General features: G+C 72.4%; 11 protein-coding genes. 5 read left to right on the plus strand and 6 right to left on the minus strand.

What is annotated here, in order from left to right:
• Positions 1-4 precede the first annotated feature (4 nt).
• The 3 genes from scpA to ACZ4E1_RS22830 form a co-directional block, all read right to left on the minus strand.
• Positions 5-2,179, minus strand: a complete 2,175-nt coding sequence (scpA, locus tag ACZ4E1_RS22820) for a methylmalonyl-CoA mutase (protein WP_467541909.1) — start codon at positions 2,177-2,179, stop codon at positions 5-7.
• Positions 2,179-3,990, minus strand: a complete 1,812-nt coding sequence (locus ACZ4E1_RS22825) for a methylmalonyl-CoA mutase family protein (protein ID WP_467541911.1) — start codon at positions 3,988-3,990, stop codon at positions 2,179-2,181. The genes scpA and ACZ4E1_RS22825 overlap by 1 nt, the downstream gene beginning before the upstream one ends.
• Before the next feature lie 77 nt (positions 3,991-4,067).
• Positions 4,068-4,685 (minus strand): DsbA family protein, encoded by a 618-nt coding sequence (locus tag ACZ4E1_RS22830; RefSeq protein ID WP_467541913.1) that lies wholly within the window; start codon positions 4,683-4,685, stop codon positions 4,068-4,070.
• Between the two features lie 212 nt (positions 4,686-4,897).
• Here ACZ4E1_RS22830 and ACZ4E1_RS22835 point away from each other — a divergent pair, with 212 nt between their 5' ends.
• The 3 genes from ACZ4E1_RS22835 to ACZ4E1_RS22845 all read left to right on the plus strand — a co-directional run bounded on the left by ACZ4E1_RS22835 (position 4,898) and on the right by ACZ4E1_RS22845 (position 10,164).
• The gene (locus tag ACZ4E1_RS22835; RefSeq protein WP_467541915.1) at positions 4,898-7,468 is read left to right on the plus strand and encodes an ATP-dependent Clp protease ATP-binding subunit; all 2,571 of its coding nucleotides are present in this window, start codon (positions 4,898-4,900) and stop codon (positions 7,466-7,468) included.
• Between the two features lie 41 nt (positions 7,469-7,509).
• A complete protein-coding gene (locus tag ACZ4E1_RS22840) occupies positions 7,510-7,797 on the plus strand; it encodes a hypothetical protein (RefSeq protein WP_467541917.1) in 288 nt (95 codons plus the stop codon).
• 189 nt (positions 7,798-7,986) lie between these two features.
• Entirely contained in the window at positions 7,987-10,164 is a 2,178-nt protein-coding gene (locus tag ACZ4E1_RS22845; RefSeq protein ID WP_467541967.1) for an FdhF/YdeP family oxidoreductase, read from the plus strand.
• Here the strand turns inward: ACZ4E1_RS22845 and ACZ4E1_RS22850 are convergent.
• Positions 10,136-11,350: a PucR family transcriptional regulator gene (locus tag ACZ4E1_RS22850; protein WP_467541919.1), complete on the minus strand. Its 1,215-nt coding sequence runs from the start codon at positions 11,348-11,350 to the stop codon at positions 10,136-10,138. The genes ACZ4E1_RS22845 and ACZ4E1_RS22850 overlap by 29 nt on opposite strands.
• A gap of 89 nt (positions 11,351-11,439) precedes the next feature.
• Positions 11,440-13,329, minus strand: coding sequence for an ABC transporter ATP-binding protein (locus tag ACZ4E1_RS22855; RefSeq protein WP_467541921.1), 1,890 nt, complete (start codon positions 13,327-13,329; stop codon positions 11,440-11,442).
• A gap of 331 nt (positions 13,330-13,660) precedes the next feature.
• Between ACZ4E1_RS22855 and ACZ4E1_RS22860 the strand changes: the two genes are divergently transcribed.
• On the plus strand, positions 13,661-14,515 hold the full coding sequence (locus ACZ4E1_RS22860) for an oxidoreductase (RefSeq protein ID WP_467541924.1): 855 nt from the start codon (positions 13,661-13,663) through the stop codon (positions 14,513-14,515).
• A gap of 59 nt (positions 14,516-14,574) precedes the next feature.
• On the opposite strand, the gene ACZ4E1_RS22865 is transcribed toward ACZ4E1_RS22860, so the two are convergent.
• On the minus strand, positions 14,575-15,255 hold the full coding sequence (locus tag ACZ4E1_RS22865) for a TetR/AcrR family transcriptional regulator (RefSeq protein WP_467541926.1): 681 nt from the start codon (positions 15,253-15,255) through the stop codon (positions 14,575-14,577).
• A 196-nt stretch (positions 15,256-15,451) separates the two neighbouring features.
• On the opposite strand from ACZ4E1_RS22865, the gene ACZ4E1_RS22870 reads away from it, so the two are divergent.
• The gene (locus ACZ4E1_RS22870; protein ID WP_467541928.1) at positions 15,452-16,084 is read left to right on the plus strand and encodes a biotin transporter BioY; all 633 of its coding nucleotides are present in this window, start codon (positions 15,452-15,454) and stop codon (positions 16,082-16,084) included.
• Positions 16,085-16,279: the final 195 nt, after the last annotated feature.

The following is a 16,279-nucleotide window of genomic DNA, read 5'->3' on the forward strand; positions in this document are numbered from 1 at the left end:
CGGACTACGCGTCGTGCCCGAGCTCGCCGGCGAGCCGCTCGATCAGGTCGTGCGCCGCGTCCGGGATGACCGTGCCGGGCGGGAACACCGCCGCCGCGCCCATCTCCAGGAGCGTCGGCACGTCCTGGGGCGGGATCACACCGCCGACCACGATCATGATGTCCTCGCGGCCCTCCTCGGCCAGAGCCTCGCGCAGCGCGGGCACCAGCGTCAGATGGCCGGCGGCCAGCGACGACACACCGACGATGTGCACGTCCGCCTCGACCGCCTGCCGGGCCACCTCGCCCGGCGTCTGGAACAGCGGGCCGACGTCCACGTCGAAGCCCAGGTCGGCGAAGGCCGTGGCGATCACCTTCTGGCCGCGGTCGTGGCCGTCCTGGCCCATCTTCGCGACCAGGATGCGCGGCCGGCGCCCTTCCGCCTCGGCGAACGCGTCGACCCGTTCCCTGGTCCGGTCCACGTTCGGCGACTCTCCTGCCTCGTTGCGGTACACGCCGGAGATCGTACGGATCTGGCCCGCGTGCCGCCCGTACACCTTCTCCAGGGCGTCCGAGATCTCGCCGACGGTTGCCTTGGCGCGCGCCGCGACCACGGCGAGCTCCAGCAGGTTGCCGTCACCGCCGGCCGCCCGGGTCAGCGCCGCCAGCGCGTCCTGGCAGGCCGTCTCGTCGCGCTCCTCGCGCAGCCGGCGCAGCTTGGCGATCTGCTGCGCGCGCACCGACGAGTTGTCGACCTTGAGGACCTCGATCTGCTCGTCGCTGTCCACCCGGTACTTGTTGACGCCGATCACCGGCTGCCGGCCGGAGTCGATGCGCGCCTGTGTGCGCGCCGCCGCCTCCTCGACCCGCAGCTTCGGGATGCCCGCGTCGATGGCCTTCGCCATGCCGCCGGCCTGCTCGACCTCCTGGATGTGCTGCCAGGCCCGCCGCGCCAGGTCGTACGTCAGCTTCTCCACGTACGCGCTGCCGCCCCACGGGTCGATCGTGCGCGTCGTGCCGGACTCCTGCTGGATCAGCAGCTGCGTGTTGCGGGCGATGCGCGCCGAGAAGTCCGTCGGCAGCGCGAGCGCCTCGTCCAGCGCGTTCGTGTGCAGCGACTGCGTGTGGCCCTGCGTCGCCGCCATCGCCTCGACGCACGTACGCGTCACGTTGTTGAACACGTCCTGCGCGGTCAGCGACCAGCCCGAGGTCTGCGAATGGGTGCGCAGGGACAGGGACTTGGCGTTCTGCGGGTCGAACTGCTTCACCAGCTTCGCCCACAGCAGACGGGCCGCGCGCAGCTTCGCGACCTCCATGAAGAAGTTCATGCCGATCGCCCAGAAGAAGCTGAGCCGCGGCGCGAACGCGTCCACGTCGAGCCCCGCCTCGCGGCCCGCCCGGATGTACTCCACGCCGTCCGCCAGCGTGTACGCCAGCTCCAGATCGGCCGTCGCACCCGCTTCCTGGATGTGGTAGCCCGAGATCGAGATCGAGTTGTAGCGGGGCATCCGCTGGGAGGTGTACGCGAAGATGTCGGAGATGATCCGCATCGACGGGCCCGGCGGATAGATGTACGTGTTGCGGACCATGAACTCCTTGAGGATGTCGTTCTGGATGGTCCCCGCGAGCTTCTCCGGCGGAACGCCCTGCTCCTCCGCCGCCACGATGTACAGCGCGAGCACGGGCAGCACCGCGCCGTTCATCGTCATCGACACGGTCATCTTGTCCAGCGGGATGCCGTCGAACAGCTGCCGCATGTCGTAGATCGAGTCGATCGCGACACCGGCCATGCCGACGTCACCCGTCACCCGCGGGTGGTCGCTGTCGTAGCCGCGGTGCGTCGGCAGGTCGAACGCGACGGACAGACCCTTCTGACCGGCCGCCAGATTGCGCCGGTAGAACGCGTTGGACTCCTCGGCCGTGGAGAAACCCGCGTACTGACGGATCGTCCACGGCTGGTTCACGTACATCGTCGGGTACGGGCCGCGCAGATACGGGGCCGCGCCCGGGAACGTGTCCAGGAAGTCCAGGCCCTCCAGGTCCTGCCCCGTGTACAGCGGCTTGACGCCGATGCCCTCGGGCGTCTCCCACAGCAGGTCGGAGCCGTCGGCGGCCTGCTTGACCGCCGCGTTCCACACGTCGGCGCCCGGCCCGGAGCCGGGCGTGCCCAGCTCGACGCCGGAGAAGTCGGGTACGGACATCAGGACACTCCCATGCGGTCGAGCGTGGCGGACAGCACGGCCACGGCGTCACAGCCTGCGTAGACGTACGAGTCGACGTCCGCGTACGGACCCGGGCGGCCGGCCAGCGCCACGTGCGCGGCACCGGCGGCGCGCAGCGAGGCCACCGTCTCGTCCGCCTGCTCGGCGTACAGCGCGTCGCTGGAGCACAGGCACACCTCGGTGGTGCCGCTGTCCTCGAACGAGCCCTCGGTGACCGGCTCGACGCCGCCCGCCTGGAACAGGTTCGCCGCGAAGGTGAGGCGCGCCGAGTGCGCGGCGGCCGGGCCGAGCGCCGCGAGGAACACCTTCGGCCGCGCGCCCGTCTTCGCCACGTACGCGTCCGAGCGGGCCCGCAGCTCCTCGAACGCCTCGTCGCGGCGCACCCGCGGCAGACCGCCGGCCGGCGGCGCGGGCCGCGGCTCGCGGACCACCGGCTGCTCGGCCAGGAACGGGAACTCGCTGACACCCGTGACCGGTTCGCGGCGCTCCGCGATCCGCGCGCTGCGCGCCGCCCACGTCGCCGCGATCCGGTCGTGCACCAGACGCGAGCCGAGCGCCGCCGCCTGGCCGCCCCCGCGCTCGATCTCCTGGAAGAACTCCCAGGCGGCGTGCGCCAGTTCGTCGGTCAGCCGCTCCACGTACCAGGAGCCGCCCGCCGGGTCGATCACCCGGGCCAGGTGGGACTCCTCGACGAGGATCGTCGACGTGTTGCGCGCGATGCGGCGCGCGAACGCGTCGGGCAGGCCCAGCGCGTGGTCGAACGGGAGCACCGTCACCGCGTCCGCGCCGCCGACCCCGGCCGCGAGCGTCGCGATCGTCGTGCGCAGCATGTTCACCCACGGGTCGCGGCGCGTCATCATCACCGGCGACGTCACCGCGTGCTGCACCTGGGCGCCCGCCTCGGGAGCGCCGCACGCTTCGGCGACACGCGCCCAAAGGCGGCGCGCCGCACGGAACTTGGCGATCGTCAGGAACTGGTCGGCGCTCGCCGCGTAGCGGAACTCCAGCTGTCCGAGGGCCTGTTCGACGCTCAGGCCGGCCGCCGTCAGCTCGCGCAGGTACGCGACACCGGTGGCCAGCGAGCAGGCCAGCTCCTGTGCGGCCGAGCCGCCCGCCTCGTGGTACGGCAGCGCGTCGACCGTCAGGGCGCGCAGCCCCGGGTACTCCTCGGCGCAGCGCTTCGCCAGCGCCGCGACCGGCGCGAAGCCGAACGAGGCGCCGGTGCGGGCCTCGTGGCCCAGCGGGTCGGCGCCCAGGTTGCCGCGCACCGCGTCGGCGGCGACGCCCCGGGCCGCGTAGGTCTCGAACAGCGTGCGGGCCGCGGCCTCGACCTCGGCGCCCGCGTCCAGCACCACCGGGGCGAGGTCCAGGTACACGCCCTCCAGCGTGGCCGGGAGCGCGTCGACCGGGATGCCGGCCTCGCCGCCCACGGTCAGCCACAGGGACGTGACCCCGTTCTCCAGGTCGGCGAGGACCGCCGCGGAGTCGGGGCGGGAGTGCGGCTGGCGCACGTCCCAGCCGCTCAGCGTGTTCCCCTCGGGGCGGCCGCCGCGCACGAACGGTGCGAAGCCGGGCAGCCCGGAGGCGGGAGTGTCGTCGTGCGCGGTGTAGAGGGGGCGGGCACGCAACCCGTCCTCCAGCGCGGTGGACAGGGCTTCTTCCGCATCCGCGGCCGAGACTTCCTTACCCGACTTGCGCAGAACACCCGCGACCAGGTGCTGCCACTGTTCATGTGTCGCGTCAGGGAACTCGGCCGCCAGGGAGAGCCCGTCGTCAGGCAGGACCGTCATGCTCGGATGCTAGGTCAGATCCTCGCGGGAGCAGCAGGTATACAGAGTGTGACCTTGTTCTCCTTGCCAGAAATGGATCAGGACTCTAGACGGTCACGAGCGGTCGCCCGGACGGAGCCGAGCTGCTCGGCGAACTCGCGCGGCGTCATGACCGAGGTGCCGTCCCCGTTCACGACCGGGATCACGGTGTCGTCGTACCGGACGGCCGGCGTGCCCACGAGGCCGAACGAGGCGAAGGCCCCGGTCACCTCAGCGGCCCACGTGTTGTAGACGTCCTGGGCGACCTTGGCGTCGAAGTCCGGCGACCGCAGGCCCTCGACCGTACCGGCCACCGACAGCAGGTGCGCCGGTACGCCGAATCCGTCGTCGCCCGGAGGGAAGGGCTGCGCCGCGAACAGGGCGGTGAGGTAGTCCATGAACGGACCGGCGCCCTCGTCCGCGGCAGCGCCCAGCGCCGAGAGCGCCCGCCGTGAACCGCTGCCGCCGACCGTGTCGTCCATGACCGCCGCGAAATGGAACTCGAGGACGAAATCGCCCGCGTCGGCGCCGTCGCGGAATGTGTCGAGCAGACTCGCGGCCAGGTGCGCGCAGGCCCGGTCGCGCAGGTCGAGGAAGACCTGGAGCCGGTGCGCGTGACCCGTGTCGCCGTAGTACAGGGTCGTGCCGCCGCTGCCGGTCGTCTGTGCGGGAACCATGCTTTTGAGCCTGACACGGAACGGCGCCGCGTGCGGCCCGGGGACCTGCGCGTCCGCGCACCTTGTGGGCCTTCACAACGCCGTTTGTGCGCCGTGCCAGAACCGGGCGGCGGGGGCCCGGGAAAGTGATCACGGGGGCTCGATGCAGTTGCGGCGGAGCACCGGCCGGGCTTGTCTGTAGAGGCACGTCGCACTGCCCATCGGGAGTTGCCATGTCGATGTCGTCCTTCGGATTCGGTTCCGACCCGTTCGGTTCCTCCGACCCCTTCGGTTCCTCGGATCCGTTCAGCGAGATGCTGAACCGCTTCTTCGGAATGTCCCCCGCGTCGTCCCCGCCCGCCGTACAGCGTGTTCCCATCGGACGGCTGCTGACGGAATCGTCCACGGAGCTCGTCAACCTGGCCGCACGGAAGGCCGTCGAGGACGGCACCTCCGATCTGGACACCGAGCACCTCCTGTGGGCGGCCACCAAGGTCGACCCTTCCCGGCGACTGCTCGCCCGCGCCGGCGTCGACCCCGACACCCTCGCCGCCGAGATCGCCAAGGTCCTGCCGGGAGAGTCCGGCGAGCCGTCCGCCGACCCCGGGCTCACCCCGGCGGCCAAGCGGACCCTCGCCGACGCCTACGCCCGCTCCCAGCAGGCCGGTGTGTCCTACATCGGACCCGAGCACATCCTGGCCGCCCTCCTCGGCGACCCGGACACGGGAGCGGCCAAGATGGTGCGCGCCGACGGCCTCGACCCGGGCAAGCTCTCCGGGCTCACCGAGCAGGCGGCCCCGCGCGGGGAGAACGGGGCGGCCGGCACCGGACAGCCCGCCACGACCCTGGACGAGTACGGCCGGGACCTGACCGAGGAGGCGAAGGCCGGGAAGCTCGACCCGGTGGTGGGGCGGGCCGAGGAGATCGAACAAACCGTCGAGATCCTGTCGCGCAGGTCGAAGAACAACCCGGTGCTGATCGGTGAGCCGGGCGTCGGCAAGACGGCGATCGTGGAGGGTCTGGCCCAGCGGATCGTCGCGAACGAGGTGCCGGAGACGCTGAAGGGCAAGCGCGTCGTCGCCCTGGACCTCTCCGGCATGGTGGCCGGAGCGCAGTACCGCGGCCAGTTCGAGGAACGCCTCAAGAAGGTCATCGAGGACGTCCAGAACTCCGGCGGCGACATCATCCTGTTCATCGACGAGCTCCACACCGTCGTCGGCGCGGGCGCCACGGGGGAGGGCGCGATGGACGCGGGCAACATGCTCAAGCCCGCCCTCGCCCGCGGCGAACTGCACGTCGTCGGCGCGACGACCATCGACGAGTACCGCAAGCACATCGAGAAGGACGCCGCGCTCGAGCGCCGCTTCCAGCCCGTGCTGATCCCCGAGCCGACCGTGGAGCAGACCGTCCAGATCCTGGAGGGCCTGCGCGACGCCTACGAGGCCCACCACCAGGTCCGCTTCGCCGACGGTGCCCTGGCCGCCGCCGCCGAGCTCTCCGACCGCTACATCGGCGACCGGTTCCTGCCCGACAAGGCCATCGACCTCATGGACCAGGCCGGAGCCCGGGTCCGGCTGCGCAGCGCCGGACGCTCCACCGAGATCGTCAGCCGCGAGGACAAGATCGCCAAGCTGACCCGCGAGAAGGACCAGGCGATCGCCGCCGAGGACTTCGAGCGGGCCTCCGAGCTGAAGCGTGACATCGCCGAGGTCGAGGGCGAGCTCGCCGGGATCGAGGAGCGCCGCGAGGGCGTCGTCTCCGTCACGGCCTCCGACATCGCGGACATCGTCTCGCGCCGCACCGGCATCCCCGTCTCCCAGCTCACCGCGTCCGAGAAGCAGAAGCTCCTCAAGCTCGAGGAGGAGATGCACGCCCGTGTCGTCGGCCAGGACGAGGCCGTCACCGCCGTCTCCGAGGCCGTCCGCCGCAACCGGGCCGGCATGGGTGACCCGAACCGGCCCGTCGGCTCCTTCCTCTTCCTCGGCCCGACCGGCGTCGGCAAGACCGAACTCGCCAAGACACTGGCCGCGTTGCTGTTCGGCGACGAGTCCAGCATGGTCCGCTTCGACATGAGCGAGTTCCAGGAGAAGCACACCGTCGCCCGCCTGGTCGGCGCCCCGCCCGGATACATCGGCTACGACGAGGCCGGCCAGCTCACCGAGAAGGTCCGCCGCCGCCCCTACAGCGTCGTCCTCTTCGACGAGATCGAGAAGGCGCACCCGGACGTCTTCAACACGCTGCTCCAGATCCTCGACGACGGCCGCCTCACCGACTCGCAGGGCCGCACCGTCGACTTCCGGCACTGCGTCGTGATCATGACGTCGAACATCGGGGCGCACCGCATCCTCGCGCACGAGGGCGACGCCGCCGAGCTCAAGGACGAGCTCATGGACGAGCTGCGCACCCGCTTCCTGCCCGAGTTCCTCAACCGCATCGACGACATCATCGTCTTCCACAGCCTCACCGAGGACGACCTCGGCGAGATCCTCGGCCACCTCCTCGACCTCAGCGAGCACCGGGTCCACGCCCAGGGTCTGAAACTGGAGGTCACCGCAGCGGCCCGCAAGCTCCTGATCGCGCACGGTCACCAGCCCGAGTTCGGTGCCCGCCCGCTGCGCCGCACCGTCCAGTCCGAACTGGACAACCGCATCGCCTCGCTGCTCCTGAGCGGCGACGCGGAACCGGGCGACACCATCGTCGCCGACGTGCGGAACGACACGCTGCACTGCACTGTTCGTAAGGGGGACCCGCAGCCCGAGGACGGGCCGGAGACGGCGCCCGCCGACTCCGAATCCACGTCCTGACCTGCGTGTTCCCCCGCAGCGTAGGCACCCGAGGAGGAGCGATGGGGCACCACCACAAGCCGAACCGCGAGGTCGGGGGCAACCCGGACCGCGACAGCGACCACGGCCGCGGCCTGCCGCGCCGCCCCGACAGCGAACGCCTGGACCGCCGCACCGAGCGGGACCGCCGCGCCGTCGGCCTGCCCGACGGCGCGCCCGAACCGGCCGCCGTCCAGTACGAGGAGGCGCACGCCGAGATCGACCGCCAGGCGGCGAGCGGACAGCTGCCGACGGGCGACACCCGGCGCGCGGAGCGTGACGCCTACCCGCCGTCCCGCTACGACCGCTGACCCACCCGATCACCCAGCAGACGCTCGAGCCCCTGTGGGGCGGAGAGGAACACCGCCGTGAACGCCTCCCAGGCCGGCCCGGAGGGGACGGAGCCCCGCGTGGGCCCCGTCCCCGAGCGGGAGCCGGAATTCCACCCTTACCACCACCCGGCCGCGGGCTGGGGGGCCGCCAAGAGCGTCACCCGGTTCATGGCGCGCGAACGCGCGACCGACGGGCCTCGCGCCATCCTCAAGATGAACCACGAGAACGGCGGCTTCGACTGCCCCGGATGCGCCTGGCCCGACGACCTCAAGGGCCTCAAGCTCGACATCTGCGAGAACGGCATCAAGCACGTCACCTGGGAGATGACCCCCAAGCGGGTCGGGCGCGACTTCTTCGCCGCGCACTCCGTGACCGAGCTGTCCGAGTGGACCGACTACGCGCTCGAGGACCAGGGCCGGCTCACCGAGCCGATGGTCTACGACCCGGACACCGACCACTACGTGCCCATCAGCTGGCGCGACGCCTTCGAGCTGGTCGGCCGCACCCTGCGCGAGCTCGACGACCCGAACCAGGCCTCGTTCTACACCTCCGGCCGGCTCGGCAACGAGGCCACGTTCCTCTACCAGCTCTGGGCCCGCGAGTTCGGCACCAACAACCTGCCCGACTGCTCGAACATGTGCCACGAGGCCAGTGGCCGCGCCCTCCAGGCGGCGCTCGGCACCGGCAAGGGCACCTGCGACCTCAAGGACTGGGAGAGCACCGACGCCCTGTTCATCATGGGCGTCAACGCCGCGTCGAACGCGCCGCGCATGCTCACCGCCCTCGCCGAGGCGTACCACCGCGGCGCCCAGATCGTGCACGTCAACCCGCTCGTCGAGGCGGCCGCCACCCGCACGATCATCCCGCACGACTTCACCGACATGGCCCTCAACAAGTCGACCCGGACCAGCACCCTGAACCTCCAGGTGCGCATCGGCGGCGACATGGCCTTCCTGCGCGGCCTCGCCAAGGCCGTCCTCGAACAGTCGGGGACCGACCACAAGGCCCTCGACCAGGAGTTCATCGACCGGCACACCACCGGTTTCGAGGAGTACCGCGCCCTGTGCGAGGCCACCGCGTGGGACGAGATCGAACGCCAGTCGGGCCTGACCCGGGAGGCGATCCTCAAGGCCGCCCGCGTCTACGGCGAGGCCGACCGCAGCATCATCAGCTGGTGCCTGGGCGTCACCCAGCACGAGCACGGCGTCGACACCGTCCGCGAGATCGTCAACGTCCTGCTGCTGCGCGGCAACCTGGGCCGCGAGGGCGCCGGACCGTCCCCCGTGCGCGGCCACAGCAACGTGCAGGGCAACCGCACCTGCGGCATCGACCACCGGCCCACCGAGGAGTTCCTCCAGCGGCTCGCCGACGCCTGCAAGATCGACCCGCCGCGCGCCCACGGACTCGACACCGTGCACACCATCAAGGCCATGCGCGCCGGCGACGTGAAGGTCTTCGTCGGCATGGGCGGCAACTTCGCGCTGGCCGCGCCCGACACCCCGTACACGTACGCCGCCCTGCGCACCTGCGAACTCACCGTGCAGGTCAGCACCAAGCTCAACCGCAGCCACGTCGTCCACGGCCGCAAGGCGCTCATCCTGCCCTGCCTCGGCCGCACCGAGAAGGACCAGCAGAAGGCCGGCGTCCAGAGCACCTCCGTCGAGGACTCGATGAGCATGGTGCACCTGTCCGTCGGCATGAAGCGCCCCGCGTCCAAGCACCTGCTCTCCGAGCCCGCGATCATCGCCGGCATGGCCCGCGCCACGCTGCCCGAGAGCGACACCCCGTGGGAGTGGTACATCGAGGACTACGACCGGGTCCGCGACACCATGGCCCAGGTCCTCGACGGGTTCGAGGACTGCAACCGGCGGGTCCGCCTCCCGCTCGGCTTCCGGATCAAGCAGCCCGCGCGCGAGCTGGTCTTCCTCACCGAGTCCGGCAAGGCCGAGTTCTCCACCGCCCCACTGCCCGACGTCGTCCCCGCCGCCGGCACCCTCGCGCTCGGCACCATGCGCTCCCACGACCAGTGGAACACCACCATCTACTCCGACAACGACCGCTACCGGGGCATCAAGAACCTGCGCACCCTCGTCTTCATGAACAAGGACGACATGCGCGAGCGCGGCATCGCCGAGATGGACCCGGTCGACATCACCAGCACCGCCCGCGACGGCAGCACCCGCAGCCTCAACGGCTATCTGGCGATCCCCTACGACATGCCGCGCGGCTGCGCCGCCGGGTACATGCCCGAGATGAACGTGCTGTGCGCCCTGGACGACTACAGCACCCAGAGCGACCAGCCGATCATGAAGCACGTCAAGGTGACCGTCGAAGCGGCCGGCTGAGCCGCACCGCGTCCACCGCCGTCACCAGTTCCGCGAGAGCCCGCGGGTCGCCCAGCGAGCGGCCCGTGAGCTCCCGGATCCGGCCCAGGCGGTAGCGGACCGTGTTCGGATGGCAGTGCAGCAGCCGGGCCGCCTCGTCCGCCGAGCCCGACTGCTCCACGAACACCTCCAGGGTCCGCAGCAGCGGGTCCCGGTCCTCCGCCGGCAGGTCGAGCACCGGCCCGAGGACCTCCTGGGCCAGGCGCCGCCCCTCGTCCGGGTCGTACGCGATCAGCGCGGCCAGCGGACTCCCGCTGAAACTGCGCACCTCGGCGGTCCCGACGGGGACGCCGGCCAGCGCCGAGCGGGCCAGATGCAGCGCCCGCGGCGTGTCGGACAGCGAGCGGTACGCCGGGCTGACCCCGGTGCGGGCCGTCGCCGTGTCCCGCAGCGTCTTCAGGGCCGCCGCGTGCTGCTCCGCGCGCAACGCCACGACCCCCGTCTGCAGGGTCGGCGTCAACTGCCACGCTGACACGACACCGATCTCGGCGAGCCGGCGCTCCACCCCGATCAGGCTCTCCTCGGCCAGCCCCGAGTTCTCCGCCGCCACCACGACCAGGTCCGTGTCGAGCGGCAGGCCGAGCAGCTTGCCGACCTCCCACGCCCCCGAGTCGAGCACCAACTGCCCCGTGAACAGCGCCTCGACCAGTGCCGAACGGCGCCGCTGCTGCGCGGTGAGCAGCTCCACCGTGGCCGCCCGGTACGCCTCCGTGAGCGCCAGCGCGTGCTCGTCGGACAGCCGCCACAGCGTGCTCGACGCGTCCACCAGCGCGTCCAGCGCCTCCGCGTCGCCCTCGGCGCGCACGTGCTCCAGCATCAGGTCCCAGAGCATCGCGCACGCGATCCGGTAGCAGCGCAGCACCTCCGGCAGCGGGGCCCGCTGGTGCGCGCGGCGCCGGCCCGTCTCCGAGGGCGCCGTCAGGTCGGGCGTGTGGTCGGGGTCGGCGAGCCCCCGCACCACGAAGCGCAGGTTCACGTCGACGGAGCGGTGCAGATCGGCGGCCGGGACGACGTCGTCCCTGCGGTACAGGTCGATCCGCTCGCGCACCCGCGCGCACACGGCGTCGGTCAGCCCCGGCAGCTGCCGCCCGGCCCACGCCACCAGCTCGGCCGGCGGCGCTGCGCCCATCGCCCCGCGATCACCCATCTGAGCTCCCCGTCCACCCTCGTCCGGCCCCTGCGATGCTACGCGCAGCGGCCGGACGGGGCGGGGTGACGCTCACCGGGCGGGGCGTGTCACCGGTCCCCGGCGAGCCGGACGAGGTCGGCGAACAGGCCGCCCGCGTGCGCGAGTTCCTCGTAGGTGCCCTGCTCGACGATCCGCCCGTGCTCCATCACCACGACGCGGTCGGCGCACCGGGTGTTCTCCAGCTGGTGCGTCACCACGATCGTCATGCGCCCGGCGGCCCCGCGCCGGATCCGCTCGAAGATCTGGTGCTCGCCGCGCGGGTCCATCTGCGAGGTCGGCTCGTCGAGGATCACGAGCGGCGTGTCGCGGTACAGGGCGCGGGCGCACGCCAGGCGCTGCCACTGGCCGCCGGACAGCTCGGCGCCGCCCCACAGCTCCTTGGCGAGCAGCGTGTCGAGTCCCTGCGGCAGGCGCTCGACGGGTTCGCGCATCCCGACCGCGTCGACGGCCTCCCACACCGCCGCGTCGTCGTACGTCCTGGGCTGTCCCAGCGTCACGTTCTCGCGGACCCGCAGCGGCCAGCACGCGAAGTTCTGCGGCACCAGCGCGGTGCGCCGCCACACGGCGTCGGGGTCCGCGCCGGCCAGATCGGTGCCGTCCCACAGGACGCGCCCCTTGTCGGGCAGCAGGATCCCGGTGAGCAGCCGGGTCAGCGTGCTCTTGCCCGAGCCGTTCTCCCCGACGACCGCGAGGATCTCGCCGCGGCGCAGAGTCAGCGAGACGCCGTCGACGGCCGGCCGGTCCTTGCCGGGGTAGCGGTAGACGGCCTCGTCGAGCCGGATCTCGTCGACCCGCTCCGGCACGGCCGCGGTCCCGCGCCGGGGCGCCCGCTCGGCCGCCAGCCCCAGGAAGGACCGCATGTCGGCGAGGTACAGCGAGGTGTGGAACATCGCGGCGCCGTTCTGCACGAACTGCGACAGCGCGGCGAGCGCCGTCTGCACCGCCACCACGGCGGTCGCCGCGACGGGCAGCGCCACCCGGCCCGTCACCGCGAGCCAGGCCAGGACGGCCCAGGTGACGCACAGGAACAGGCCGCCGAGCGCGGCCGTGGACAGGGTGATCCGCAGCATGCGGGGCGCGGCCGTCAGCGTGCGCCGGTCGATCCGGTCGGACAGGGCGCGGTACCAGTACAGGAGGTAGCCGGTCATCCCGTTGGCCCGCACCTCGTCCCCGTAGCGGGAGTAGGTGGCCCACCAGCGCATCATCGAGCGGACGTTGCGGTCGCCGACGTTCAGGTAGTGCGTCTCGTAGTCGACGCGCGCGGACAGGACCGCGCCGACGCCGGCCGGGAGCACGGCCAGCAGGAGCAGCGGCAGCATCGCGCCGTGCAGGGCGGTGACGACCCCGGCGGCGGCCGTCATCCGGATCAGGGCGGCGAGGAAGCGCTGTGCGTCCTGCACCATCGTCCGGGTCCGGGTGACCCCGACCTCGGCGGCCTCCTGCCGGTCGCTGAACCCGTCCTCCCCGTACGCGGCCGACTCCACCCGGCACACGGCGCCGACGAGGGCGACATCGGCCTCGGTGATCAGCAGGGGCGTGATCCGGCCGTCGGCGTACGAGGCCAGGGAGCCGCTGATCCGGCCCGCGGCGGCGCCCGCCGTGACGGCGAGAAGCGCCGGCAGCGAGGCATGCAGACGTTCGGTCACCGGGCCCGCGCCGAGGAGGTGACGCATCGCCTCGGCCGTCGACGCGAGCACCAGCGCCGCCGCGCCACCGGTGAGGAGCTGGCACACGAGCAACAGGACGACGCCGGTCCTGTCGACGGCCCAGGCCATCCGCGCGGTGTGGCTCAGCACCGCGGGCAGCCGTCGGCACATCGCGCCGAAACCGGCTCCGGCCAGCGGGTTCTCCCCGTGCTTGCCCTCGAAGGTGATCGCCGCGGGTGGCGGGGGAGGCGGGGTGTCCGGCTCGGGCGGCGCGGTACGGGTCATGGTCATCCAGGTCCTCCTGGTCCGGCACGCCGCACCCGGGTGGCGCGGCGGTGACCGGGACAACGAGCCCGCGCCGGATTCGAACGCGCTCGATTCCGGACGTCGCGCGACCGCGCAATCCCGGGGGCGCCGCACCGACGCCCTCGGCGCCCGAACGGCCCCGGTTCATGGGCAGTTGGCCGAATCGCCGTGCTTGATGCGGATGTGACGGATGAGGTTGGCCGAAGGGGTGTGCGCCGCTGCGGCGCGCGCCTCCCGGGCGTCTTGAGCGGCGCCCCGCGCTCCTGTTGACTGCGGCACCGGCGGAGCGCCGTGAGGATCGAAGCGAGGAGTGCCGATGTCGTCCCGTGAGCCCGAACGCCCCGACGGCCGCGTGTGGTTCGTCACCGGTACGAGCACCGGGCTCGGCCGCGCCCTGGCCGAGGAGGTCGTCGCCGACGGGGACCGGCTCGTCGCCACCGCGCGCGACCCGCGCACCCTGGAGGACCTGGTGGCCCTCGCCCCCGACCGCGTACGGGCGCTCCCGCTCGACGTGACCGACCCCGGGCAGGTGCGGCAGGCCGTCGACACCGCGCTGAAGGAGTCCGGCCGCGTCGACGTCCTCGTGAACAACGCCGGATATGCCCTGCGCGGCGCCCTGGAGGAGCTCTCCGACGCCGAACTGCGCCGGCAGTTCGACACGAACGTCTTCGGCGCGGTCGACGTGACCCGGGCCGTCCTGCCGTCGATGCGGGCCCGGCGCAGCGGGCACATCGTGCAGATCTCGTCCGTCGCGGGCGTGTCCGGCACCCTCGGCGGCGGCGCCTACGCGGGGACCAAGTTCGCCCTCGAAGGGCTCTCGGAGGGGCTGGCCGCCGAGGTCGCGCATCTCGGGATCCGCGTGCTCATCGTCGAACCCGGCCCGTTCCGCACCGACTTCACCGGCCGCTCCGTGCGCTTCGCCACCCCGATCGACGACTACCGGCCCGTGCTCGACCCGGCCCGCGAGGCGTTCCTGGCCCGCCACGGCAGCCAGCCCGGCGACCCGGTCAAGGCGGCCCGTGCCGTCATCGCCGCCACGCGCCTGGACGATCCGCCGCTGCGGCTGCCGCTCGGGGCGAACGCCGTGGACCGGATCAGGGAGCGGTTCGGTGAGCGGCTGCGCGAGCTCGACGCGGCCGAGCCCCTGGGGCGGCACACCGACTTCGACTGAGAGGTGCTGAGCCGGCCGGCGGGGACCGGTCGGGACCAGAAAGCGGGCGGCGGCCGGGTTCAGGGCCTGGCGTCCTCCACCAGGCGGCGCAGCTCCGGCAGCAGCGCGTCCAGGTCCTGGCCGGTCCGGAAGGCGACGACGGTGGTCCCCGAACCGGGCCCGGCGTCAGGGGTCGGTGCCGGGAACAGCGCCAGGACCTCGCGCATCGCCTCGTCCATCTCGGTGACGGGGTCGGCGGACTCGCCGCGCAGCCAGCGCCGCAGCACGTGGTTGTGCGCGGCCACCACGTTCGCCGCCATCAACTCCGCGCGCAGGGAAGCCGATTCGGTCGGGTCGCCCATCCAGTCCGAGATGAACTCGCGGAACAGCCGCTGATAGCGCGCCACGCTCGCGATCTCCCGGTCGCGCAGCGCCGACACCTTGCTGGTCAGGCCGTAGCGGCGGCGCGCCAGCTCGCCCTCGTCCAGGTAGTGCAGCAGGACCAGGCGCACCGCGTCGGAGACCGCGACCAGCGCGGTGCCGCTGTTCGACGTGTTCAGCCGGTCCCGGATCAGGTCGAGCAGCCGGTCGTGGTCCGGGAAGATGACCTCTTCCTTGGACCGGTAGTGCCGGAAGAACGTCGTGCGCCCCACCCCGGCCCGCTCCGCGATGTCGTCCACGGTCGTCTGCTCGTAGCCGCGCTCGTCGAAGAGGGCGAAGGCGGCGTCGGCGAGGCGGGACCGTGCGGATGGCTTGCTCATGATCGCTCATCCTCTCCTGTCTCGGGCCTGTCTGTCTCGGCAGGTGGGGGCCACTTGCTCAATACAATGGTACTGAGTACCGTCATGGCGATATCGAGTACCGAGGAGGTGGGCGCCGTGCCGCCGACACCTTCCGCTCCGGGCCCGCCCCGTCCCCGACAGGAGCCGGGCACCCACTGACTCTGGAGTACGACTCATGGCTCTCACCCTCGCCCCGCCGCACCGGCACCCGGTGCTCGCCGACCGACTGCTGCCCGGATCCGCGGCGGCCCGCACCACGCTGCTCGTGGCACTCGGCACCGGCCTCACGGCGCTCGCCGGCCAGTTCGCGATCCCGGTGCCCGGTTCTCCGGTGCCGGTCACCGGGCAGTCCTTCGCCGTACTGCTCACCGCGGCCGCCCTCGGCCCGGTCCGCGCGGTCGCGAGCCAGGCGCTCCTCCTCGTGCTCGGCGCCGTCGGACTGCCGGTGTTCGCGCACGGCGCGAGCGGCGCCCACGTGGTCTTCGGCGCGACCGGCGGCTACCTGGTCGGCTTCCTGATCGCCGCCGCGCTCGTCGGTCAGGGCGCCCGCCTGGGCGCCGACCGCTCCCCGTGGCGCGCCCTGCCGATGTACGCCCTCGCGACGCTGGCCGTCTACGCGGCGGGCACGAGCTGGCTCGCCCTGAGCACCGGCATGTCGGCGAGCGCCGCGATCGCGGCCGGAGTGGTGCCCTTCCTCGTCGGTGACGCGCTCAAGGCCGCCCTCGCGGCCGGGCTGCTCCCGACGGCGTGGCGCGTGGTGGGCCGGATCGACGGGACGACGACGGACAAGGGATCGGACCAGGGATGACCGACGTGTCGACACCGTCGACACGTTCGGTGCAGGTACAGCAGGCACAGCGGTAACAGCCGGGACAGCCAGGACTTCAGGGACAGCAGGGACACATGAGCGAGATCGACATCCACACGACCGCCGGGAAGCTCGATGATCTGCGGCGGCGGATCGACGAGGCGACGCATGCGGGTTCGGCGCGTGCGGTGGAGA

Source organism: Streptomyces sp. NPDC025806 (assembly GCF_055558275.1).

Coding starts and splice junctions, on each gene's coding strand:
- ACZ4E1_RS22835 (WP_467541915.1), top strand. CDS start 4,898: ATGTCGATGTCGTCCTTCGGATTCGGTTCCGACCCGTTCGGTTCCTCC.
- ACZ4E1_RS22825 (WP_467541911.1), bottom strand. CDS start 3,990: ATGACGGTCCTGCCTGACGACGGGCTCTCCCTGGCGGCCGAGTTCCCT.
- ACZ4E1_RS22830 (WP_467541913.1), bottom strand. CDS start 4,685: ATGGTTCCCGCACAGACGACCGGCAGCGGCGGCACGACCCTGTACTAC.
- ACZ4E1_RS22865 (WP_467541926.1), bottom strand. CDS start 15,255: ATGAGCAAGCCATCCGCACGGTCCCGCCTCGCCGACGCCGCCTTCGCC.
- scpA (WP_467541909.1), bottom strand. CDS start 2,179: ATGTCCGTACCCGACTTCTCCGGCGTCGAGCTGGGCACGCCCGGCTCC.
- ACZ4E1_RS22845 (WP_467541967.1), top strand. CDS start 7,987: ATGGCGCGCGAACGCGCGACCGACGGGCCTCGCGCCATCCTCAAGATG.
- ACZ4E1_RS22850 (WP_467541919.1), bottom strand. CDS start 11,350: ATGGGTGATCGCGGGGCGATGGGCGCAGCGCCGCCGGCCGAGCTGGTG.
- ACZ4E1_RS22860 (WP_467541924.1), top strand. CDS start 13,661: ATGTCGTCCCGTGAGCCCGAACGCCCCGACGGCCGCGTGTGGTTCGTC.
- ACZ4E1_RS22840 (WP_467541917.1), top strand. CDS start 7,510: ATGGGGCACCACCACAAGCCGAACCGCGAGGTCGGGGGCAACCCGGAC.
- ACZ4E1_RS22870 (WP_467541928.1), top strand. CDS start 15,452: ATGGCTCTCACCCTCGCCCCGCCGCACCGGCACCCGGTGCTCGCCGAC.
- ACZ4E1_RS22855 (WP_467541921.1), bottom strand. CDS start 13,329: ATGACCATGACCCGTACCGCGCCGCCCGAGCCGGACACCCCGCCTCCC.